Here is a 23886-nt window from a genome sequence, read left to right as displayed (position 1 = left end):
ATGCAAACAGAATTTTTAAGTACCAGTTTTTAAATTGGGATTTGGAATTTTAGGATTTGGAATTTAACCTAATTATGAAAAAAGATTTTTACGAAATACTAGGCATTTCAAAAAATGCTGACGCTGCCGAAATAAAAAAAGCATATAGAAAAAGTGCGCTTAAATACCACCCTGATAAAAATCCAGGCGACAAAGAGGCAGAAGAAAACTTTAAATTAGCAGCTGAAGCTTATGAAGTTTTAAGCGATCCACAGAAAAAAGCGAAATACGATCAGTACGGACATCAGGCATTTGATGGTTCTGGCGGATTTGGCGGTGGTCACGGCGGTATGAATATGGATGACATTTTCAGCCAGTTTGGTGACATTTTTGGAGGCGGATTTGGCGGTTTCGGAGGCGGAGGCGGAGGTCCTCGTCGCGCTAAAGGAAGCAATCTTCGAATTAAAGTAAAACTTACTTTAGAAGAAATTGCAAATGGTGTTGAGAAAAAAGTAAAAGTAAAACGTAAAGTTCAGGCAAAAGGTGTAACGTATAAAACTTGTACGACTTGTAACGGTCAAGGTCAGGTAATGCGTGTAACCAATACCATTTTAGGAAGAATGCAGTCAGCATCAACATGTCCTACTTGTGGTGGTTCTGGTCAAATTTTAGATAAAAGACCTTCTGAGGCAGATGCACAAGGAATGGTTCAGGAAGATGAAACTGTATCAATCAAAATCCCGGCAGGAGTTACTGACGGAATGCAGTTGAAAGTTTCAAACAAAGGAAACGATGCGCCAGGAAATAGTATTCCGGGAGATTTAATTGTTGCCATTGAAGAAGTAGAACACGAATTCTTAAAACGTGAAGGTGAAAATATACATTTTGATTTGTACATCAGTTTCCCTGAGGCAGTTTTAGGAGTTTCAAAAGATATTGAAGCAATTAACGGAAAAGTGCGTATTAAACTGGAAGAAGGAATTCAATCTGGAAAAATCTTAAGATTAAAAGGAAAAGGAATTCCAAGTTTAAACGGTTACGGAAGCGGAGATTTATTGGTTCACGTAAATGTTTGGACACCAAAAACATTAAACAAAGAACAAAAACAATTCTTTGAAAATGCTTTAAATGACGAACATTTTATACCAAGTCCTGAAAAATCAGAGAAATCATTTTTTGAAAAAGTAAAAGATATGTTCTCATAATCTAAACTTTTTCTAAATGTTTAAATAAATTCAAAACCCATTCTAAACATAAATAGAATGGGTTTTTTGCGTATTATTATGCAGATTCGCTAGTAATTATTTACTTTTACAGACTGTTGGCAAAAATGTCAAAAGCCAGCACAAGAAAATCCAAAAAAACAAAATGAGCAACTTACTCGAAGTACATAAAGTCGTAAAACAATATGGCGATTATGTAGCGCTTAACGAAGTTTCATTAAATGTGCCAAAAGGCAGTATATATGGACTTTTAGGTCCGAATGGAGCTGGAAAAACTTCCTTAATCAGAATCATCAATCAAATTACAATGCCAGATAGCGGCGAAATAATTCTTGATGGAGAAAAACTGCATCCAAAACACGTACAGACAATTGGTTATCTTCCGGAAGAAAGAGGGTTATACAGCTCGATGAAAGTGGGAGAACAATGTTTGTATCTCGCACAAATGAAAGGACTATCTAAAACCGAAGCCAAAAAACAATTGGATTATTGGTTTGACCGTTTAGGAATTCAAGGCTGGTGGAATAAAAAAATTCAGGAACTTTCTAAAGGAATGGCACAGAAAATTCAGTTTGTAGTTTGTGTTTTACATAAACCAAAATTGTTAATTTTTGATGAGCCTTTTTCAGGTTTCGATCCTGTAAATGCCAATGTTATAAAAGATGAAATTTTGGCATTAAAAGAGCAGGGAGCAACTATTATTTTCTCGACACACAGAATGGAAAGTGTAGAAGAACTGTGCGATCATATTGCTTTAATTCACAAATCAAATAAACTGATTGAAGGAAACGTGGGCGATGTAAAACGTCAGTTTAAAACTAACAGTTTTGAAGTGGGAATCCTGACAAACAATGTTGAAGGTTTGATGTACGACATTACACAAAAGTTTACCGTTTCACCTGCGAATTTTAAATCTTTAAATGACGATTTAAAATTAAATATCCAAATAGGAAATGCAGCGCCAAATGAATTATTAAATGTCTTGACACAACGTGGGCAAGTAACACATTTCGTAGAAAAAATTCCAAGTGTACACGATATTTTTATTCAAACAGTTACAGAGAATAAAGTTTAGATTTCAAATTTTAGATTTTAGAGTGAAGGCCTAAAATCTAAAAATCTAAAGTCAACAATCTAAAATCTAAAATCTAAAATCTAAAATCAAGAAATGAGTATTATTTCATTAATTATAAAAAGAGAATTTATTGCCAAAGTCCGCAATAAATCTTTTGTTGTCATGACTTTTTTGAGTCCGCTTTTGTTTGTTGCGATAGCCGTTTTTATAGGTTATTTGAGCACAATGAAAGCCGAAACAAAACGTATTGCAATTCATGATGAAACCGGACTTTTTGCTGCCGATTTTTTAAAAGAAAATAAAAAAGGTGCCGAATTCAAATATCTGAATTTATCTGAAATTGATGTAAAAGCTTTGAAAGACAGCATTACAAAAGAAAATTTCAGTGGATTAATTGTTATTCCAAAAACAAATAAAACAAAAGATTTAGAAAGTAAAATTGAGTTTATTTCGAATAATAGTCCAAGTATTTCTTTTATAGAAGGTACGCAGAAAATTATCGGAACAAAAATTACCAAACTAAATCTCGAAGAAGCAAAACTAGATACGCTGGCAATTCAAAAAGCACAATCAGAGGTTAATATTCATTTGGTTAAAGCTTCGGGAGAAGAAAGTTTAAAAGGATTAAATGAAATAAAAATTGCAATAGGCGGTGCATTTGGTTATTTGATTATGATGTTTATCATCATTTACGGAAATATGGTAATGAGAAGCGTAATCGAAGAAAAGACAAACCGTATTATCGAGATCATTATTTCATCTGTAAAGCCATTTCAGTTAATGATTGGTAAAATTGTTGGAACATCATTGGCAGGAATTTTACAATTTATAATTTGGGCGATTATTGGTTTGGGATTAATGTTTGCGGCTTCGGCATTTTTTGGTGTAAATATTGGGCCAGGATCAAATATTCCACCCGTATTAATGCAATCAGTAGATCATAATTTTTCTGGGATAATACAAATGGGATTAAGAGAAGCATGGAATTTACCCATTCCAAGCATTCTAATCGGTTTCGTAATTTATTTTATTGGAGGCTATTTTTTATACAGTTCATTTTATGCGGCAATTGGAGCAGCTGTTGACAATCAAACCGATTCTCAGCAATTTTTACTGCCAATATTAATGCCGTTAATTCTAAGTGTCTACATCGGATTTTTTACGGTTGTAAACGATCCACACGGAACTGTTGCTGTTGTATTCTCTATGATTCCGCTTACCTCGCCAATAGTTATGTTAATGCGTATTCCGTTTGGCGTGCCGTGGTGGCAAATCGCAATTTCGGTATCATTATTGTTTGCTACCTTTTTCCTTGTTGTTTGGTTCGCTGCAAAAATTTACCGTGTTGGTATTTTAATGTACGGCAAAAAACCAACGTGGAAGGAATTGTATAAATGGCTTAAATATTAACTTAGAGATTCTAAGTTTCTAAGTTTCTGAGATGCTAAGATTTTAGCTGAAAAAAAACTCAGAATCTCAGAGTCTTAGCATCTTAGTATCTTAAAAAAGAATGAGTAAAATACTAATTATCGAAGACGAAGCAGCGATTAGAAGAGTTTTGGTAAAAATATTATCAGAAGAAAATGATACCTATCAGGTTGATGAAGCTGAAGATGGGGCTGCGGGTCTTGAAAAAATAAAAAACAACGATTACGATTTGGTTTTGTGCGATATCAAAATGCCAAAACTGGACGGTGTTGAGGTTTTAGAAGAAGTAAAAAAGATAAAACCGGAAATTCCGATGGTTATGATTTCAGGTCATGGCGATATGGAAACCGCAATTCATACTATGCGTTTGGGTGCTTTTGATTATATCTCAAAACCACCAGATTTAAACCGTTTATTGAATACCGTTCGTAATGCTTTAGACAAAAAACAATTAGTTGTTGAGAATAAAATTCTAAAGAAAAAAGTCAGCAAAAATTACGAAATGATTGGCGACAGCGAATCTATTAATCATATTAAAGTGATGATTGATAAAGTTGCTCAAACCGAAGCCAGAGTTTTGATTACGGGGCCAAACGGAACCGGAAAAGAATTAGTAGCGCATCAATTACACGAAAAAAGCGAACGTGCTAATTTCCCTTTAATTGAAGTAAACTGTGCAGCGATTCCGAGTGAATTGATCGAAAGTGAATTATTCGGACACGTAAAAGGTGCTTTTACATCGGCAGTTAAGGATCGTGCAGGAAAATTTGAAGCGGCAGATAAAGGAACTATTTTCTTAGATGAAATTGGAGATATGAGCCTTTCGGCGCAAGCCAAAGTTTTACGTGCGCTTCAGGAAAGTATGATTACGAGAGTTGGTGCCGATAAAGACATTAAAGTTGATGTTCGTGTGGTTGCCGCAACAAATAAAGATTTAAAAACAGAAATTGCCGAAGGGCGTTTTCGTGAAGATTTATACCATCGTTTGGCTGTTATCTTGATAAAAGTTCCGCCATTAAATGAAAGACGCGACGATATTCCGGCTTTGATCAAACATTTTGCAGAAAAAATTGCATCAGAACAAGGAAATTCGATTAAGGTATTTTCGGCGCAAGCCATACAATTATTACAGGAATACGACTGGACAGGAAATATTCGCGAACTTAGAAATGTTGTCGAAAGATTAATCATTTTAGGAGGAAGCGAAATCTCTGAAGGCGACGTAAAAATGTTCGCCAGTAAATAATGATTTAGAATCTAAATTCTAAAATCATAAATCTAAAATTAAGCATGAAACTAAAAAAAATAAACGAGAAATTACAAGACGGATTAATTGAAAATGGTTTAACAGAAGCAAATGTTTTGCAGCTGGAAACTTTTTCGACCATAAAAAGTGGTGCGGATTGTATTATTATTTCTCCGGAGAAAAGCGGAAAAACAACTACGATTGTTTTAAATGTGATTCAGCAATTAGCTGGAAAAAATGAAGAATCGCCACGTGCTTTGATTATTGTTGAAGACAAAGCAAAAGTGCTTGAAATGGAAGAGCTTTTTGAGAAATACGGAAAATATACGAATCTCGAAGTGTATGGTGTTCATGACAAAGGCGATATGGATTATGACAAAAATTACGTTTCTACAGGAATTGATGTTTTAATTGGAACGCCAAACAAATTGAGCGATATGTTTTCGACAGCGGGTTATAATGTAAACCGTTTGAAAATGTTTATCCTTGATGATGCAGATCCTATTTTGAAATTGCGTCATGAAACTAAAATAATGCGTATTTCTAACAGCATTGCCAAAACACAGCGTTTAATTTTTGCTGAAACTTTGACAGAACGTATCGAAATTTTGGCAGATAAAATGTTATTAGAACCATATTTATTTGATATGGATGAAGAAGGCGAGGAGGAATTGGATGAAGAAGAAGACGATATTGAGGAAGAGTAAAAAGGCGCAGTTTTCAGTCTCAGTTTTCAGTCTCAGTTTACAAGCTTCACTGAAAACTGAAACTGCGACTCAAAACTAAATAATTATATATGGAAATATTCAAAACACTTAAATTCCTGTCAATCGTACTTTTGTGCTTTTTTCTAATTATTTATATTTTGATAATTTCTTATGTTTATTTTAATCAGGTTGAATTAGTTTTTCATAGTTCAAGATTGCCAAAAGATTACAAGTTTGATTATCAGCAAAAATTCGAAGAGATAAACATCAAATCATTTGACGGAACTATTCTTAACGGATTATTATTTAAGGCTGAAAATTCTAAAGGACTGATTTTTTATCTTCATGGAAATGCCGGAACGCTTGAAACCTGGGGTAAAATTGCAAAAGTATATACTTCATTAGGACACGATATTTTTATTTTAGATTACAGAAGTTTCGGAAAAAGCGAAGGCGAAATCGAAAATGAAGAACAATTGTCAAAAGATATTTCAATTGTGTATCAGTCAATGACGAAAAGATATCCAGAAGATAAAATCATAATTGCCGGATATTCGATAGGTTCCGGATTTGCGGCTAAATTAGCTTTGGAAAATAAACCAAATGCTTTACTGCTGCAGGCGCCGTATTATAATTTTTTAGAATTGTCAAGTAAGCGAGTGCCAATGTTTCCGGACTTTATGAAAAAGTTTAGTTTAGAAACCAATGTTTATCTTCCGCAGATAAAAGCTCCAATTTATATTTTTCATGGAACTGCAGACCAATTAATTCCTTTTGAGAATTCAGTTCGGTTAAAGAAACTTTTGAAGTCAAATGCTGTTTTTTATCCATTAAAAAATCAGGAACATATTGGAGTAAATGAAAATGAAGATTTTCAAAATCAATTAAAAACAATACTAGAATAGATTAATAATTAATAAAATAAAATGTCATGGGATTAATGAAGGTGTTTTCAGGAAGTGAAGTATTAGCAATTGCTTTGCAGGAAAGATTAGAAGAAGCCGGTGTAGAAACTGTAAAAAAAGATAATATTCAATCAGCTCGTTTAGGAGGTTTTGGCGGTACAGATTTGGCCGTTGAGGTTTTCATTCAGGAAACAGATTTTGCAAAAGCAAATCCGGTTATTGAAGAATTTAGAATGAGTATTTAAAAAGTTTTCAGTATTCAGTCGCAGTCTCAGTTTTCAGTGTAAAACTGTTTACTGAGACTGCGACTGAATACTGCGACTGCAAACTGCAAACTAAAAAAAATGCAATACAAAATGTTAGTTCTCGACATGGATGATACCTTGTTGACAGACGATCACAAAATTTCAGATTTAAATAAAAAAGTTTTATTAGAAGCACAGGCAAAAGGCGTTTATGTTGTTTTGGCTTCTGGAAGGCCAACATCGGCAATGATTGCTTATGCAAAAGAGCTGGAACTGGATTTGAATGATTCTTATATGATTTCATTTAACGGCGCAATTATCAGCCAGGTGAAAGATGATCTTGTTTTATTTGAACAGAAACTTACTGTAGAACAAATCCACGCTTTATATGATTATAGTGTAAAAATGAAAACGCACATTATAACGTATTTAGATGATGAAATTATAAGTGAAACCGATTCTGAATATATCGAGATTGAAAAAGATATTACCGGAATGGCGCACCGTAAAGTTTCGAGTTTTAAAGATTATGTTGACAGACCTGCTGTAAAATGTATTTTACTTGAAAATCCTGCTTATTTAAAAGAAGTCGAAAAAGATTTATTAGCTGCAATGCCGCATTTAAGCGTTTCGATGTCTAAACCATTTTTCCTTGAAGCAGCGCAAAACGGAATTGATAAAGCTGCAAGTTTAAAACAATTAGCAAATAAACTCAGAATTCATCAAAGTGAAATTATCGCTGTTGGAAATGCCGGAAATGACTTAACAATGATCGAATATGCAGGTTTAGGCGTTTGGGTTGATAATGTTACGCCAGAATTGCGCGATAAAGCAAATTTAATTGTATCTTCAAATAACAATGACGGCGTTGCCGAAGTAGTACAGAAATATATTTTAAATTAATTTTGAGATGAAAAATCCAATCGAAACAGAACGTTTGATATTACGGGAATTAGAACTTTCTGATGCAGAAGGAATGTTCGAATTGGATTCGAATCCGAATGTGCATTTGTTTTTAGGAAATAATCCCGTAAAACATATTGAAGAAAGTATTGATTATATCAAATTTGTTCAAAAGCAATACAAAGATTTTGGAACAGGCCGCTGGGCTGTTGTTTTAAAAGAAACCAATGAATTTATTGGCTGGTCAGGAATAAAGTATATTACGGACGAAATCAATAATCATAAAAACTTTTACGAGTTAGGATATCGTTTTATTGAAAAACATTGGGGAAAAGGATACGCTTCAGAAGCTGGAAAAGCTTTTATTGATTATGCTTTTAACGAAATGAAAGTAGAAAATCTTTACGCTTTCGCGGATGCGGGAAATGAAAATTCCAGAAAGATTTTAGAAAAACTAGGTTTCCATTTTGTGAATTCCTTCGAATATGAAGGAGAAATAGAAGTTTGGTACGAACTCAAAAATCCAAACTTATAAAGAAATTGTGTTTTAAGAAATCGTTCCTCCAAATCTTTGAAAACTATGAAAGTCTGCAAAGATTTGGAAAACGTAATTTCTTGGAATTATTTTTTAGCTACAGAAACAAAATATTTATTTCCGTCACCCATTGTAAGTTTTACACGCTCGTCGCAAAGATCAATTGCATAAACGGCACTTTCGTAACAGCTGCAAGTTGTGTTTTTGTCTTTAGACATTTCAGTTTTGCAATTGTTGTTTTTGAATGTTGCTAATTGTGGAGTATATAAACTTACTAAATCTGTAGAAGCAGTAACTAAAGAGATAATACTTGCAGAATTATTATTAGTAATTCTGTAAACAATTCTATCTGTATAGTTTACTTCATTTACAGTTACTTTACGAATATAAGTGTAAGCTGTAGATTCTGTACTTGGCTCCTTTACTTCAAATTTAAATCCAACCGCACGAATTGCAATATCAAATTGTGATTGAGAGTTTAAACTCGCCCAATTTGTTAAAGTACTAATAGATGGAAATGGGTTTGCATTTGCAGCTGGGGCATTAGTTTGCGCTTGCGAACTAAAAATGGTCAAGAACATCAAGCAGATCGTGGGTAAAAATGCTTTCATAGTGGAGTTTTTAATTTTTAATTTTTGCCTACTCTTTATGGTTTTCGGCGTTCCCATTCTTTTTTTAATAACAAAACAACAACATAACGATTGAAAATCAAAATTGTTTTATATGAATTGTTATTATATTAATATTAAAGTTTAAAATCTATAAAAACTCAATATAAGACTGAAATTTTCTAAACAAAGTTAAATGTAAGAAAATTTTAATTTAAAAGACAAAAAAATGTATTTAATCGATAAAATTTGCACTTAATCGATAATTTTGTCATTTTATTCTTATTGAATCAAAATTTATCATCTCCTAAAATACAAAATTTAAGAAATAATTGATTTATTATTTGATTTTTTAATGCGTTTTAAAATTGATGCTTTATGCAAAATATTGATATATAGTACATTATTGATTTTATTTTCAAGAATATTGTATGTAAATTTGCAAACTCTTTAATAGAGATGTAAATATAATATCTTACTACTATAAATGTAGTGCATTCCTATGGAAAATAGAAAAAAAGTTGCTTTTTATACGCTTGGCTGCAAATTGAATTTCTCAGAAACCTCTACAATTGCCCGAAACTTTAATGATGAAGGTTTTGATCGTGTCGATTTTGAAGAAATTGCAGATATATATGTTATCAATACCTGTTCTGTAACAGAAAATGCAGATAAGCAGTTTAAGCAGGTTGTAAAAAAGGCAATGAAACTTAATGATAAGGCTTTTGTTGCAGCAGTTGGATGTTATGCACAATTAAAACCAGAAGAATTAGCTGCCGTTGACGGCGTTGATTTAGTTCTGGGAGCTACTGAAAAATTTAAAATCACAGATTATATTCATGATTTGAGCAAAAATGATATGGGTGAAGTTCATTCCTGCGAAATTGCCGAAGCTGATTTTTATGTGGGAAGTTACTCTATTGGTGATCGTACCCGTGCCTTTTTGAAAGTTCAGGACGGCTGCGATTATAAATGTACCTATTGTACCATTCCGTTAGCGCGCGGAATTTCAAGAAGTGACGCTTTAGAAAATGTCTTAAAAAATGCCAAAGAAATTTCGGCTCAAAATATCAGGGAAATTGTTTTAACCGGAGTTAATATTGGAGATTACGGAAAAGGCGAATTCGGAAATAAAAAACACGAACATACTTTTCTTGATTTAGTGAAAGCTTTAGATGAAGTTGACGGAATTGAACGTCTTCGTATTTCCTCTATTGAACCAAACTTATTGAAAAATGAAACCATTGATTTCGTTTCAAAAAGCCGAACTTTTGTACCGCATTTTCATATTCCGCTGCAATCAGGAAGCAACGATATTTTAAAATTAATGAAACGTCGTTATTTAAGAGAAGTTTATACAGATCGTGTAAATAAAATTCGTGAAGTTATGCCGCACGCCTGTATTGGTGTTGATGTAATTGTTGGTTTTCCTGGAGAAACAGACGAACATTTCTTAGAAACGTATCATTTCTTAAACGAAATGGATATTTCTTATCTACACGTTTTTACGTATTCTGAAAGAGATAATACTGAAGCTGCAGATATGCCGGGAGTTGTTCCTGCGAATGTAAGAGCAAAACGAAGTAAAATGCTACGCGGATTATCGGTTAAAAAACGTCGTGCTTTCTACGAAAGTCAAATCGGAACAAACAGAACAGTTTTATTCGAAAGTGAAAATAAAGAAGGTTACATTCACGGTTTTACAGAAAACTACGTAAAAGTAAAAACACCATGGAATCCGGAACTGATTAATACTTTACATGAAATCAATTTGACAAAAATTGATGAAGATGGAAGTGTTCGTTTGGAGTTTGTAAACAAATTGGCAGAAGCTTAAAAAAAATATATAGACAAAGTATTGTCATTGCGAGGAACGAAGCAACCGCACTAACATAAGCACAAGAGATATACAGCGTGTGATTGCTTCGTTCCTCGCAATGACAGAAAATAAAAAAGCCCTTTTAAAAAGGGCTTTTTTATTGTATCAAAAAAATCTACTTCTGATTCTCAGGAATCACCAATTTCAAAGAATTAATATAATCTGTATCAAATTCAATAACTCTGATTTTTTCAGGATTAAAAGCTAATTCACCGCCAAATTTGCCTTTTGTTTCAAGGAAATCAATTAATAGTTCATCTTCTGTAAGAGAAATCAATTTACCCAAATAGACCGCTTTTGAAGATTTTTTAGCAATCTGAAAAATGGTATACTTTCTATCAAGAAAATTTACAATAGCATTCAGATCCTGAATCGGAATAATATCTTCTGTATTAATATTTATTCCTTTTAGGCGAATAACTTTTTCGGTAAAAACGAGGTCTTCATCCCTGTGAATGGCTTCGATATTTTTATTCTTTAAAATAACAAAGCCATCCAAAATATAATCAACCGGATTATTTCGAAGTAAAATCCAGTCATCAGAATAATCAATAAGAAACCCGGTAAAAATTTCTTTTTTATCCTGAAATTCTATCGCAATTAATTGTCTTAAATATTGTTCCATTTGATTTTATGTTAAGGCTGTTAGGAACTTTGTCAAAGTTTAAAACTTTGACAAAGTTGTCAGAGAAATGTTTTTTATGGATTAGTAGACCAAATACTGCTGTTTTTAATAAAAACTCTGCGGTTTAATTTAAGCTGTGCAATAATCAGTTCAGCAACATCTTCAGACTGCATTACTTTTTCTGGATTTCCATCCGTTAATTTTAAATCGATTGCTAAATCTGTTGCCACTGTGCTTGGCGTTAAAGCGGTAACACGAATATTGTGTTTTCTCATTTCCTGCATTAAAGAATCTGTTAAACCCATAACAGCAAATTTTGACGCACTGTAAGCACTTGTTACAGCATTTCCGTTTAATCCTGCTGTTGAAGAAATATTAATAATATCACCCGTTTGTCTTTCGATCATTTGCGGAATAACAGCGCGGGTTGTATAATACGTTCCCATTAAATTTACCTGAATAATTCTTTCCCAGTCGGCAGGTTCTAATTCCAGAAATTTTCCAAAAGCACCAATTCCGGCATTATTAATCAGGATATCAATAGTTTTAAATTCGGCTAAAGCTTTTTCAACGGCAGTATTTACAGAATTGATATCAGAAACATCTGCAGATAAAGCTAAAGATTTTACGCCAAATTGATTTACTTCAGCGGCTAATTGATCCACATCGGCTTGCGTTCTGGCAACAAGAATTACATTTACGCCTTCTTTTGCCAAAGCAATGGCGATCGCTTTACCAATTCCTTTACCAGCGCCTGTAATAAGCGCATTTTTATTTTTTAAGTCTGTCATGATTTATGTTTAGAAATGCAAAAAGCATCATTTTAAGTCTAACAAAAATAAAGCTTTTGCCAACTAAAATGATGCTTTTAGGTGTTTTCTTAATCTAAGTTTAACAACTTTTTTATTCTTTCAAAACCATGTCAATGCACATTACGGCAGCAAGAATTAATTGTCTAAGCGGACTATCTGATGGTACAGTTTCTTCAATTTGAAGTACATAATTATCTGCGCTTGTAAAAAACTCTTTTCCTAATCCGGCCCATTTCTTGCTTACTTGTGCAAGCTGTTTATTTTCGTGAGAAAACTTAAAATCCCATCCTGTCCATTTTCCTTGTAATGTTGCAACAGGTTTTTCATTTTTATCTAAGATTTCGAATCTTCCTCCAAATGAGAAAAATTTCTGTTTGAAGGTTCCAATTAATCTGTCTTTTTCGTCAAAAACTTCAACTGTTGATCTGAATATTGCAATTCCTCTTTTTACCGAAATTAATTTTTCGCCCGAAGCAGTTGTGATTTCAACATTAAAAGGTGTCGCTCTTTTATAATCTGTAAAACGAAATACTTTAGTAAAGAAACCAAGATTGTTTTCTCGGCAGTTCATAATTATTTGATTCGTTTGAGGGTCGTAAATGTCATAGTTGTTAGCAGCTTTAAACATTCCGATATGTTCTTTAACTAAAAATAGATTTTGGCTTAAAATAGGATTCATGAATTTTTATTTGAAATGGTTTGTATATGTTTGACTTAAATTATTCGATAAGAAATCTGACATGAACAGAACTTGATATTTTTATTTTTTCGAATTCTATGCTGGGTTCGTTTGTCGGTTCTTCAGAATAGAAAGTGGTTGAGGTTTTAATATTAACTCCTGCGACCCTGCCAGACAATTGATTTAAAAAGTTCTCAAGGTTGGTTATTTGAATAGCGTTTCCAACCTTTTGATTTAAAGGTTTAGTAAAACTTTCAGCGGTTTGCTTAGCATTTAATATTGCTTTTCCATTAATTAAAAGACTTATTCTTTTTTCATCAGTATTTTCAATTTTTTCAATTCGAACATTTGAAATACCAATTTTTTCAAGTCCTATAAATACTTTAGAAGCTGATGCTGCGTCTTTTACTAAAATAGAGTAAGATTTAGATTTGAAAATATCGTTTTGTTTTAAAAGATAATATTTGTAATTACTGGATATGTCACTTACACTAAGATTTTTTTCTATATCAATTCCAATCTCTTTTAATTTTGATATCATTTCTTTTTCAAGATCTTCTACAGATTTTTTTCCTTTCGAATCTTTTTCATTTAATAACACATTTATCCAAATTTTATTTGGTGTTACTAATGTATCTGCCTGACCTGAAACTTCAATGTATGGTTTGTCATTTTCATTTTTCGTTTGAGAAAATGAAGTTATAGACGCAAGAATCAATAAAAAGAAAAATAGTTTTTTCATGTTTTTAAAATTGAATTTCAAATGTAAAGAAATATTTATTAATTATATTCTTCAGAAGTTTCAATAAGACGAATAAATTCGGCTTTGTAACCTCCTTTGTCGAATGACATTCCTTGTTGTGCTAATTCCGCAATTGCTTCAGATGATTTATCAGAAATTAATTTTGAATCTCTTAGTTTTAATCCAAACCAAGCCACAGCCGTACTGAATTTGAAATCATCACTAGCTCTGTCTAAACTAACCGATTTGTTGTTGATTATCTGAACCATTTCAATACTTTTATCGCCGTCAGGTTTTTTGTAACGGAATTTTATTGTCGCCAGTTCACCGCTATAATTGTTTGAACTTGTTTCGGTTTGAGTGTATTTTAAATTATCAGGCTGAACATTTAAATAATCACTTTTTACACCAGCCGGAATAATTTCATACAAAGCCGTAACGGTATGGTTACTTCCTAATTCTCCTGCATCGATCGCATCATTTTTAAAATCTTCCGGACGAAGTTTTCTGTTTTCATAACCAATTAATCGGTACGCCTGAATTTGTTTTGGATTGAATTCAATCTGAATTTTTACATCTTTTGCAATCGCAAACATCGAACCTTTAAATTCTTTTCCTAAAAAACGATTTGCTTCCTGAATATTATCGATGTAGGCATAATTTCCGTTTCCTTTATCCGCAAGGATTTCCATTTTACTGTCTTTGTAATTCCCCATTCCGTAACCTAAACAAGTTAAGAAAACGCCTGTTTTTCTTTTCTCTTCAATTAGTTGTTCCATATCAGAATTGGAAGAACTTCCTACGTTAAAATCGCCATCAGTTGCCAGAATTACACGATTATTGCCGCTTTTAATAAAATTTTCTGTTGCAATTTTATACGCGAGTTCAATTCCTGCACCTCCTGCAGTACTTCCTCCGGCTTCTAATTTATCAAGCGCTTTAATTATTGTTTTTTTCTCGTTTCCAGAAGTTGGAGGCAAAACCATTCCGGCTGCTCCTGCATAAACCACAATTGCTACTTTGTCATTTGGGCGTAATTCATTTACCAATATTTTCATGGATTGTTTTAGCAAAGGCAGTTTATTCATGTCTTCCATTGAACCCGAAACGTCAATTAAGAAAACAAGATTTGAAGAAGGTAAATCTTCAAGTGGAATGTTTTTTCCCTGCAAACCAATTTTCAGAATTTTATTTTGTGAGTTCCAAGGCGAATCGCTTACTTCTGTATTAATAGAAAACGGATGTTCATTTTTAGGCTGCGGATAATTGTATTTAAAAAAGTTTACCATTTCTTCTACACGCACAGCATCTTTTGGAACTTTTTGTCCACTATTCAAAAAACGTCTGATATTGGTATAAGAAGCATTATCTACATCAATAGAAAAGGTAGAAAGCGGAGCCATTTTTGGACTTTCAAAAGTATTTTCTATAAAAGCATCATAATCTTCCTGAGTAGGCTGAGCAGGATTTTGTCTGATAATATTTAATTTTTTGTCTAATTCTTGTTCTGAAAGATTTTTGTAAAGTCCGTCTTTCGTTGCAATAACTACTGCGCCATTTGCCGCTTTAATTCCGTAAATTGAAGTAGCCGATTCCTCTTTTAAAACTTTTACATCATCAATATCATTCGGATTAATTTTTGCCATTTGATCGGCTTTTATCGCAACTCCGTCAACAATGTAAATTGGTTCATTTTTAGGAGAAACAGATTCCGTGACACTTGGAGCTGGCGTATATTGGCTTTTTGATTGTTTTGCAGCTTTTCTTTTAGTTCTTGAAATTCCGTAAGCCACTGTAACAACTTCCTGCAGCTGATTAGATTCGTCTTTTAATACAACATTGATAACATTTGAATCTTGTACAATAATTGTTTGGCTCTTCATTCCGATATAAGAAAAAACAAGAGCATCACCTTTTTGAGCTTGAATGCTGTATTTTCCATCAAAATCCGTAGCAGCATATGTTTTTGTCCCTTGAATGTAGACATTAACCCCCGGAAGCGCAATCGAACTTGCATCTGTAACAATTCCTGTAATCGTTCTTTCCTGCGCCATTGACACGAAACATATAAGCATAGCAATGGCTGATGAAATAAGTTTTAGACTTTTCATGATAGTAAGTTTTAAATTAATGTTCGGATTTTTTCTTAGTCAAAGCTTTAAACTTTGACTAAGATTTGTTGTGTTTAGGCTATTTCTTTAAAGCCGGTTTTCCTGTTTTTGTAGTTATGATAACAACTCCTTTTTTTCCTTTTTCGCCATATTTTGATGTGGCTTCAAGATCTTGTAAAATGGTGATTGTTTTAATGTCTTGTTTATCTAAAGGCGCATAAGGACTAGTTGGATTATTTCCAAATAAATCATTTTCAGAATAGTAGATTCCGTCAATAATATACAAAGGTTCATCTAATACAACTAGAGATTCTACGTTTTCAGGCTGTAGATTTGTAATTTCAGCCTGCATCATTTTGTCTTTTTTTACCTCGTCGCTGTGAGCCATTGCATTACCGTTAAGGATAACTAAAGGGGCACTTTTTTTAGCTCTTTGAGATTGCATTTCTGCAGAAGAGGCTTTAAAAGTTTCTTTCTCCATTTTTCTTGAATATCCGGAACTTACATCTATTTTATCTTTGGATTTTGAGACTTCGGCGTCTTCTTCATAGGATGACGATTCTGCAACAACTGGGGCTGGAGCTTCGTCAGCTATTGGCATTGACATTGCATCTGTATTTGGAGAAACTATAACTTCATGTATTGCAACTTTTTGCTGTTGCTGAATTTGTTTTTCCAGAATTTTAGAAGCTTCTTCTTTTGAAACTAATTGAGAATCTGCCGCTACTACTGCTTTGTTTTTTTCTAAAGTTGAATTTTCATTTGTTTCATTTTCAGTTTCATTAACCACAACTTTATCTGGTGTTTGAATAATAGTCGTTTTGTCTGTTTTTAAAAACTGATACCCTAAAGAAATTACTAATAAAAGAGAAGCAGCGACAGCGATTTTTTTCCAGAGCGCAATACTTTTTTTATCTTCTTTTCTGTCGAGTTTGTCTTCAACACGCGACCAGACTTTTTCCATTCCCGGAAAATCTTTGGGTTCTGCATTATCTGCAGCTTCCTTAAATCTGTTGAATATTTTATCTTGATTGTCCATGACTATTTTGCTTTTTGGTAATACAATTTATTTACTAATTCCTTTAGCTTGGTTTTCGCGGCATTCAATTGTGATTTTGAAGTGCCTTCGGAAATGTTAAGCATTGCTGCAATTTCTTTATGTCCAAAACCTTCTATAACAAAAAGGTTAAAAACAGTTTTACAGCCATCCGGAATATGGTTTAATAAATTAAGTAAGTCTTCTTCTTCTAATGAGTTCATTTCTTCTGTAAATGGCTGTGCAAGCATTTTTACATCATCAAGATACATGTTGAAATTGGTGTTTTTCTTGATGGAAGCCAAACAGTAATTAACGGCAATTTTTCTAGCCCAGGCTTCAAAGGCTTTTTCTTCCTTAAGCTGATCTAGTTTTGTAAATATGGTATAGAAAGCGTCGGCCAAGGCTTCTTCGATTTCTTCTTCCTTCTTGAGGTATCGTTTGCAAACGCGATACAATTTTGGAGCCATATGCTCATAAACCTGACGCTGCGCATCGCGGTTCATTTTTTTGCAGTTAGAAATTAGCGTTTCGTTTATCACAATATTGGTCTTTAATTATAAAGAGAGATAAAAAGATAAAAAGGTTGGGACGAGGTTGAAAAAAAGTTTTTTTTTCAGGTTCAAAGGTTCATAGTTTCAAAGTTACAAAGGTTTTATGTAGAGACTCACAGCAGTGCGTGTAACGTATCGTAAATTCGAAATGACATCAAATAAGGTCAATTTTTATTTTTTTGTATTTCGATACCAATCTTCAATTTTCTTAATTGATTCCTTGTCAACTTTTGGATTACTGTTTGAACCTAGATCAATTTTTGTATGAGAGATATATGAGTTTAAAAAAATTATTGCAAAACCCCCAACTTCAGCATCTTCAGTTAAAAGAGTTGAAGAAAATAAGTTCATATATCCACAGCATTTTTCTTTAGAATTCATAACCGAAATTAGATATTCGACATCTTTTGGCTGTACCCAGTTTTCAGGAAAATCTCCAAGCATTGATACAAAATTTAGCGGAGACTTTTTATTGTATTTTTCTTTAAAAAGAAGAATAAATGATTTTGGATCTAAATCTTTTGGAGATAAAGTCTTGTGATTTTTTTTCACATTTGAGGTTAACTCTTCTATACTTAAAGTACTTAAGTTTTTCTTTTCTTTATTATTTCTTTTAAAGGTATAAAATAAATAACCACCTGCCGAAAGAGTAAGAATTATTATCAATGAAAGAATTACTTTTTTCATAAAATTGGAATTGTTTTATAAACCTAATATTTTTTAACGATTGCATTTTGTAGAGACGCACAGCAGTGCGTCTAACGTCTCGTAAATCCGCAATCTTTGCCATCAATTATTTTTACATTCTTTGCGGAGACGCACTGCTGTGCGCCTCTACGTTACTATTGGAATCGAAATACTTGTGTAATTCTTATTTTACCGACAAAGTCAATTTAAAAATCTTAGTCTCTAAAAGTTCCGTATCATTATCCTCGCAAAGTAAAAATTCAATTTTGTTATTTTCTTTTTTATAAAAAGTCAAACCTTCAAATTTATTAGTTGAAGTTATTTTTTGAGTGAAATCAATTTTCATGGTTTTAAGATCAATTCTTCCAATGAAACTTCCTAAGATTTCTCCATCGTCGTAAGTTGATTTTGTGTCTTCGGCAGTAGAAAGAAAATAGATTTTATCTTCCACTAAAATAGCATCCGTAAAACTGGAACGAACGCCTTTTATTTTTGGCAGTTTATAATTGGTTGCAACCAAAGCAAATTCATCTCCAAGACTTTTCGCATGAATGGTAAAAATGGTATTTTTGTTTGAAATTCCGTTTCCACGGTTGAATAAATACCAGTTCTCGCCATCAAAAACGGCTCCTTCCAGATTGAAATCTTCTGGTTTTATAGAACCGAAATTCTGCATAACGGCATATAAATCGACTAAATTGTTTTTTTGTAAAACGGATTTTGATTTAATATTAAACTCAATCATTTTGTTTCGGTTTTCGGTAGAACCGGAACCAAAAACATAAAGTGTATCGTTATGATGTGTTAAAGATTCAAAATCGGGTTTTAGATTTTTCGGAATATTTTGCGTTGGATTATCAATTAAAGGATGTTGGTTTAACTGCTGGTTCTGCATATTGTATTCGTATAAGAATCCGCTGTTGTCACCAATAATATAAAGTGCATCATTGTTATAAAATAATCCTGATGCCGAACCGATTCCGATGATTTGAAATAATATTTCTAATGTGAATTTTTCCATGAATGTTGTTTTGAAAATAATTGCCTAGCCCTGATAGTAATGGAAATACTTTGAAAAGAAATTGAGTTTTTTCCTGACAGAACAAAGCGACCAGCGGAAGCTCTTGTTATGGCTTTGGAAAAAAGCAATTTATTGAAAAAGTATTGCAATGAATAGCAGGAATATGCTTCGTAAAATTACTATATTTATGATACAAAATTTGAAAATATGAAATCGCTGTTTTGAAAAAGTCATTTAGTAATGCATAAATGAAAAGCGATAACATATTTTACCTCTTAAAAATGAAAATCAAAAAATATGAAATCAATAGACCCGAAAGATTTTAAAGTCACAGATAAAATTAAATTAAGTAAATTTCCAACTTTATTAGATATTGATGCCGATGATGATGAAAAAGAAGATAAACTGGAAAAAGTAAAAGAAAAATTAAGCGATTTTCAGGATATAATGTATGCGCATAATAAATATGGAGTTTTAATTTGCCTTCAGGGAATGGACACTTCAGGGAAAGACAGTTTGATTAGAGAAGTTTTTAAAGAATTTAATCCGCGTGGGGTTGTGGTACATAGTTTTAAAACGCCAAATTCGACTGAACTGGAACACGATTATTTATGGCGTCATTATATTGCTTTGCCGGAAAAAGGAAAGTTTGCGATTTTTAACCGAACGCATTATGAAAATGTTTTGGTGACAAGAGTGCATCCTGAATTTATTTTGGCAGAGAATTTACCGGGAATTAATTCGGTTGACGATATTAAACCTAAATTCTGGAAAAACCGAATTGAACAGATTAATAACTTCGAAAAACACATTACTCAAAACGGAACTGTTGTCATGAAGTTTTTTCTGCATTTAAGTAAAGACGAACAAAAGAATCGTTTACTGCGCCGTTTAGAAGAAGGAAAACACAACTGGAAATTTTCTCCAGGCGATTTAAAAGAGCGTGAACATTGGGACGAATACCAGCAATATTATGAAGAAGCGATAAACGAGACTTCGACAGAAAATGCGCCTTGGTATGTAATTCCTGCAGATGATAAAGATATGGCGCGTTATATTGTAGCGAAAATTATTTGGGAAGAAATGAAACAATACACCGATATTCAGGTTCCGGAATTGCCTAAAGAGATTAAAGACAATTTTGAAACGTACAAGAAGACTTTGGAGAAAAGTTAGGAATTAGATAATGTGTCAATTTGATCATTAGATAATTTTTCAACAAACCCGACAGATTAAAGCTGTCGGGTTTATTTTTGGGAGTCATAAAGTAAGACTCTTTTTTCGTTTTTATGTTACTGCAAGTTTAAGTGTATTTTGTATTACTAAATTAATGTTAATTTTTTTGATACTGTAAGGTGTTTTGGCTAAAAGCCTTATTTTTTTGATAATGTATAAGTCATTTTAAGTTAAAGAGTAGGGATTTACTTTGTAAAAAAATAAAAACCAATATTTAGCTAAATGAAACGAATTATTTTACCTCTACTTATTTTAGGTTCGGTGCTTACATCTTGTAATGACAACGACTCTAAAGACGAAACAGAAACAACAAGTGTTGTGTTAAAAGACCAATCTGTAACGCCAAGTTTATTAAAGGCTCAGGTAGGTTTTGAAAATCTTAAGATTTATTCTCTTTTTAGTTCAGATGACGTTTTTCCAGATAGTCCAAAATATATTTTTGGAGGTTCTGCAGATGGTTCTGGTTTATTGAAGAATACGGACGGAACTTTTACTTTTTTAGTAAACAATGAAGACAACTTTTCGGTTTCAAGAATTACACTAGACAAAACATTCAAACCTACTAAAGGGGAATATTTGTTAAATTCTAGCGGAGGAACCTGGAGATTGTGCGGCGCAACTATGGCTACACAAGCAGAACATGGTTTTGGACCAGTTTATTTAACTTGTGGAGAATCTGGAGAAGAATCTCGTACACATGCGTTAGATCCTTACGGAAGTGCAGGTTCAGCATCTGTATCTAAAGAATTAGCAAGTTTCGGACGTTTAAGTGCAGAGAATGCTTTGCCATTGCGTTCTTCTGCTTACAAAGGTAAAACGGTTGTTGTAATTGGCGATGACGATTCTGGAACTTACGGAGGTCAGGTTTTTATGTATCTAGCAAATACTGTGGGTGATTTAACCAATGGTTCTTTGTATATGCTAAAAAGAAATGACGATAACCAGAGAGAAAAAGATATGGAGACTGGTAAAACTTATCCGGTTTCTTTTGTGAAAATTGACGATCATAAAACGCTTACAGGTGCGCAGATTAATGCGGCTGTAAATACTTTGAAAGCGGTTAAATTTGGTCGTGTAGAAGATTTAGATTACCGTAAAGGCGGAGATAATGCAGATCGTGAATTGTATTTTAATGTAACAGGACAAGATATTAATAAAACTAATGCTGATGGTTCAAGAACTAAATACGGTAGAGTTTACAGATTAAATCTTGATGCGGCTGATCCATTAAAAGGAACTCTTGAAGTGATTCTTGACGGTGATAACCGCAGCGGAATTGCTGGTAAATTCCAAAATCCGGATAACATTTGTGTGACTAAAAACTACGTTTACATTGAAGAAGATGCCAACGGATACGGAGATGAAACGCACGACGCTTATATCTATCAATATAATATCGCTACAAAAGGTTTGAAAGTTGTAGTAGAATTAGACCACCGTCGTACGGCAGCAGATGCAGCTAAATATAACGTAGCTACAAAAGACCTTGATCCAAGCAAAAAAGGAGTTTGGGAATATGGAGGATTAATTGATGTTTCTGAACAATTAGGTATTCCAGATACTTTTATGTTAAGTATACAGCCTCACTCATGGACTGGTACAAAATATTTAAAACCTGATGGCGGAGCAAACCGTCCTGAAGAAAACCAGGCAAGTCAAATTGTAGTTATACAAGGTTTGGCAAGATAAATTGTTAAGTTATCAAAAAACAGTTATCCACTATTTCAATTTGAGGTAGTGGTTTCTGTTTTTTCTACCTATTCCTCTTTTAATTGTCATTACACCATGAAAAAAATATATTGTTTGTTATTCCTGCTTGTGTTTGCTGCTTGTCAGAAAAAAAGCAAACATCAGGAAATAAATACATTGTTTCAAAAAGACATTACTTTATTAATCGAAAAAGTTAATGAACTGAAACATTCAGTAGCATCTGATGCTTCAGAAGCGCAAATTCAGAAACAATTTCTAGAAGGACACAAAAGCTATAAAAAAGTTGAATTGCTAAGCGAATATTATTCGCCTGCCGTTTCTAAATCGATCAACGGACCATCAATACCTGAGTTTGAAGAAAATGATAATAAAACTGTTCAGCCCGAAGGATTTCAGGTTGTTGAAGAATTAATTTTTCCGAAATACGATAAAAACAATAAAAAAGAACTGCTTCAGGAATTAGGTGTTTTGTCAGCTAATTTAATTCGGTTAGAAAAAGTTTCAAATTCAAATGAATTGACCGATGCCCATGTTTTTGATGCCATGCGATTAGAAGTTTATAGAATTATTACTTTGGGAATTACAGGATTTGATTCGCCGGTTGTGCTAAACTCACTTCCGGAAGCTTCGGTGTCTTTGGAAACAATCGAAAAATACTACCGTGTTTATCTGGAGAACAAAGAAGTTTCAAATTCCAATCAAGTACTTGAAGTTTTAGAAAAAGGAAAAAAATATCTGCAGACGAATAACAATTTTGATGCATTTGATCGCGCTTATTTTATCAAAGAAATTTTAAATCCGTTAAGTAAAGGACTTTATAAAACGCAGGCGGAATTAGAAATTCCGTTAATGAAAGAACAAAGAGGTTTAAAACCAACAGCCCAAACGTTATTTGATAAAGACGCCTTTGATCCCGAAGCCTTTTCAGGTTTTCCTGATTATCAAACAACGCCGGAAAAAATTGCTCTTGGTAAAAAGTTATTTAATGACCCAATTTTGTCAGGAAATAATACCCGTTCCTGTGCTTCGTGTCATCATGCTGATAAAGCTTTTACAGACGGATTAGAAAGAGCTGTTACATTAGACGGAAAATCAATGATTCAGCGTAATACGCCAACGCTTACAAATATTGCTTTTCAGCGTGTGTTTTTTACAGATTCGCGAGTAAGTTATCTCGAAGATCAGGCAGTTGCAGTAATTAAAAATGAAAACGAAATGCATGGATCTTTAGAGAAATCAGCTTTAGCGATTCAAAAAAATGCTGACTATGTAAAAGAGTTCAAAAAAGCTTTTCCAAAAGGTGAAATAAACGAATTTGCTATCAAAAACGCTTTGGCATCTTATATTCGTTCTTTAAGTCATTATGATTCAAAATTTGATAATTATATGCAGAATAAAACAGCTTTTACTGCAGATGAAAAAGCAGGTTTTAATTTATTTGCCGGAAAAGGCAAATGCGCAACTTGTCATTTTATTCCGTTAACAAACGGAACGGTTCCGCCAAATTTTGATAAATCTGAAAGTGAAATTTTAGGAGTTCCCAATAAAAGCAAAAAACTGGATGGCGATTTAGGAAAGTTTGTAATTACTCAGGCTGCCATTCATAAAAATTCGTTTAAAACCCCAACGATACGAAACATCGAACTTACGGCTCCATATATGCATAACGGTGTTTATAAAACGCTGGAAGAAGTTATAGACTTTTATGATCTGGGCGGAGGGCTAGGTTTAGGATTTGATGTACCAAATCAAACATTACCCGAAGACAAATTGAATTTATCTGATAAAGAAAAAAAGCAGCTGATTGCTTTTATGAAAACATTGACAGATAAAAAGTTCTTAAATAAGAATTAAATAATGTGTCAATTTGATCATTAGATAATTTTTCAACGTTATATACAAACCCGACAGATTTTAAAAACCTGTCGGGTTACTTTTTT

The 23886-nt window shown here is 33.0% G+C and carries 23 protein-coding genes; 13 read left to right on the top strand and 10 right to left on the bottom strand.

The features are described 5' to 3' along the window. The first annotated feature begins 74 nt into the window (after window positions 1–74). The 9 genes from dnaJ (at window position 75) to J2Y38_RS03610 (ending at window position 8246) form a co-directional block, all read left to right on the top strand. Window positions 75–1184: a molecular chaperone DnaJ gene (gene dnaJ / locus J2Y38_RS03650; protein ID WP_309839660.1), complete on the top strand. Its 1110-nt coding sequence runs from the start codon at window positions 75–77 to the stop codon at window positions 1182–1184. A 163-nt stretch (window positions 1185–1347) separates the two neighbouring features. After that, complete coding sequence (locus tag J2Y38_RS03645) at window positions 1348–2277, top strand: ATP-binding cassette domain-containing protein (RefSeq protein ID WP_309839658.1); 930 nt, start codon at window positions 1348–1350, stop codon at window positions 2275–2277. A 93-nt stretch (window positions 2278–2370) separates the two neighbouring features. Then, window positions 2371–3687 carry an ABC transporter permease gene (locus J2Y38_RS03640; protein ID WP_309839655.1) on the top strand — a complete coding sequence of 439 codons (1317 nt, stop codon included), beginning with the start codon at window positions 2371–2373 and terminating at the stop codon, window positions 3685–3687. 100 nt (window positions 3688–3787) lie between these two features. Then, window positions 3788–4951 (top strand): sigma-54 dependent transcriptional regulator, encoded by a 1164-nt coding sequence (locus J2Y38_RS03635; RefSeq protein ID WP_309839653.1) that lies wholly within the window; start codon window positions 3788–3790, stop codon window positions 4949–4951. A gap of 44 nt (window positions 4952–4995) precedes the next feature. After that, a complete protein-coding gene (locus J2Y38_RS03630) occupies window positions 4996–5658 on the top strand; it encodes a DEAD/DEAH box helicase (protein ID WP_180859756.1) in 663 nt (220 codons plus the stop codon). 89 nt (window positions 5659–5747) lie between these two features. After that, entirely contained in the window at window positions 5748–6563 is an 816-nt protein-coding gene (locus tag J2Y38_RS03625) for an alpha/beta fold hydrolase (RefSeq protein WP_309839650.1), read from the top strand. Window positions 6564–6589: 26 nt separating this feature from the next. Then, a complete protein-coding gene (locus tag J2Y38_RS03620) occupies window positions 6590–6808 on the top strand; it encodes a putative signal transducing protein (protein WP_053474039.1) in 219 nt (72 codons plus the stop codon). 99 nt (window positions 6809–6907) lie between these two features. After that, complete coding sequence (locus tag J2Y38_RS03615) at window positions 6908–7711, top strand: Cof-type HAD-IIB family hydrolase (protein ID WP_309839647.1); 804 nt, start codon at window positions 6908–6910, stop codon at window positions 7709–7711. A gap of 7 nt (window positions 7712–7718) precedes the next feature. Next, window positions 7719–8246 carry a GNAT family N-acetyltransferase gene (locus J2Y38_RS03610; RefSeq protein WP_309839645.1) on the top strand — a complete coding sequence of 176 codons (528 nt, stop codon included), beginning with the start codon at window positions 7719–7721 and terminating at the stop codon, window positions 8244–8246. Between the two features lie 86 nt (window positions 8247–8332). Here J2Y38_RS03610 and J2Y38_RS03605 read toward each other — a convergent pair whose 3' ends face one another. Next, window positions 8333–8857, bottom strand: coding sequence for a hypothetical protein (locus J2Y38_RS03605; RefSeq protein WP_053474077.1), 525 nt, complete (start codon window positions 8855–8857; stop codon window positions 8333–8335). 499 nt (window positions 8858–9356) lie between these two features. Between J2Y38_RS03605 and mtaB the strand changes: the two genes are divergently transcribed. After that, window positions 9357–10691, top strand: coding sequence for a tRNA (N(6)-L-threonylcarbamoyladenosine(37)-C(2))-methylthiotransferase MtaB (gene mtaB / locus J2Y38_RS03600; RefSeq protein WP_053474036.1), 1335 nt, complete (start codon window positions 9357–9359; stop codon window positions 10689–10691). Between the two features lie 157 nt (window positions 10692–10848). On the opposite strand, the gene J2Y38_RS03595 is transcribed toward mtaB, so the two are convergent. The 9 genes from J2Y38_RS03595 to J2Y38_RS03555 form a co-directional block, all read right to left on the bottom strand. Further along, entirely contained in the window at window positions 10849–11358 is a 510-nt protein-coding gene (locus J2Y38_RS03595) for a hypothetical protein (RefSeq protein ID WP_309839642.1), read from the bottom strand. Window positions 11359–11432: 74 nt separating this feature from the next. After that, window positions 11433–12149, bottom strand: a complete 717-nt coding sequence (locus J2Y38_RS03590) for a 3-ketoacyl-ACP reductase (protein WP_309839640.1) — start codon at window positions 12147–12149, stop codon at window positions 11433–11435. Window positions 12150–12261: 112 nt separating this feature from the next. Next, window positions 12262–12849 carry a phospholipid scramblase-related protein gene (locus J2Y38_RS03585; protein ID WP_309839639.1) on the bottom strand — a complete coding sequence of 196 codons (588 nt, stop codon included), beginning with the start codon at window positions 12847–12849 and terminating at the stop codon, window positions 12262–12264. Window positions 12850–12889: 40 nt separating this feature from the next. After that, a complete protein-coding gene (locus tag J2Y38_RS03580) occupies window positions 12890–13591 on the bottom strand; it encodes an SIMPL domain-containing protein (RefSeq protein ID WP_309839637.1) in 702 nt (233 codons plus the stop codon). A 38-nt stretch (window positions 13592–13629) separates the two neighbouring features. Beyond that, entirely contained in the window at window positions 13630–15702 is a 2073-nt protein-coding gene (locus J2Y38_RS03575) for a von Willebrand factor type A domain-containing protein (protein ID WP_309839635.1), read from the bottom strand. Window positions 15703–15781: 79 nt separating this feature from the next. Beyond that, window positions 15782–16741, bottom strand: coding sequence for a hypothetical protein (locus tag J2Y38_RS03570; protein ID WP_309839633.1), 960 nt, complete (start codon window positions 16739–16741; stop codon window positions 15782–15784). Window positions 16742–16743: 2 nt separating this feature from the next. Continuing rightward, a complete protein-coding gene (locus tag J2Y38_RS03565) occupies window positions 16744–17244 on the bottom strand; it encodes an RNA polymerase sigma factor (RefSeq protein WP_053474076.1) in 501 nt (166 codons plus the stop codon). Between the two features lie 219 nt (window positions 17245–17463). After that, window positions 17464–17979: a hypothetical protein gene (locus tag J2Y38_RS03560; RefSeq protein ID WP_309839629.1), complete on the bottom strand. Its 516-nt coding sequence runs from the start codon at window positions 17977–17979 to the stop codon at window positions 17464–17466. Window positions 17980–18163: 184 nt separating this feature from the next. After that, entirely contained in the window at window positions 18164–19000 is an 837-nt protein-coding gene (locus J2Y38_RS03555) for a DUF6929 family protein (RefSeq protein ID WP_309839626.1), read from the bottom strand. A gap of 297 nt (window positions 19001–19297) precedes the next feature. On the opposite strand from J2Y38_RS03555, the gene J2Y38_RS03550 reads away from it, so the two are divergent. From J2Y38_RS03550 to J2Y38_RS03540, 3 genes are all read left to right on the top strand, one after another. Next, window positions 19298–20176, top strand: coding sequence for a PPK2 family polyphosphate kinase (locus tag J2Y38_RS03550; RefSeq protein WP_309839624.1), 879 nt, complete (start codon window positions 19298–19300; stop codon window positions 20174–20176). A 282-nt stretch (window positions 20177–20458) separates the two neighbouring features. Next, window positions 20459–21925, top strand: a complete 1467-nt coding sequence (locus J2Y38_RS03545) for a hypothetical protein (RefSeq protein ID WP_309839622.1) — start codon at window positions 20459–20461, stop codon at window positions 21923–21925. Window positions 21926–22021: 96 nt separating this feature from the next. Next, window positions 22022–23800, top strand: coding sequence for a cytochrome c peroxidase (locus tag J2Y38_RS03540; protein ID WP_309839620.1), 1779 nt, complete (start codon window positions 22022–22024; stop codon window positions 23798–23800). Window positions 23801–23886: the final 86 nt, after the last annotated feature.

Source organism: Flavobacterium sp. 2755 (assembly GCF_031455715.1).
In the GTDB taxonomy this organism is placed as follows: Bacteria; Bacteroidota; Bacteroidia; order Flavobacteriales; family Flavobacteriaceae; genus Flavobacterium.
The sequence above is the reverse complement of the archived record's forward strand: the minus strand, read 5'-3'. Positions and strand labels throughout refer to the sequence as shown.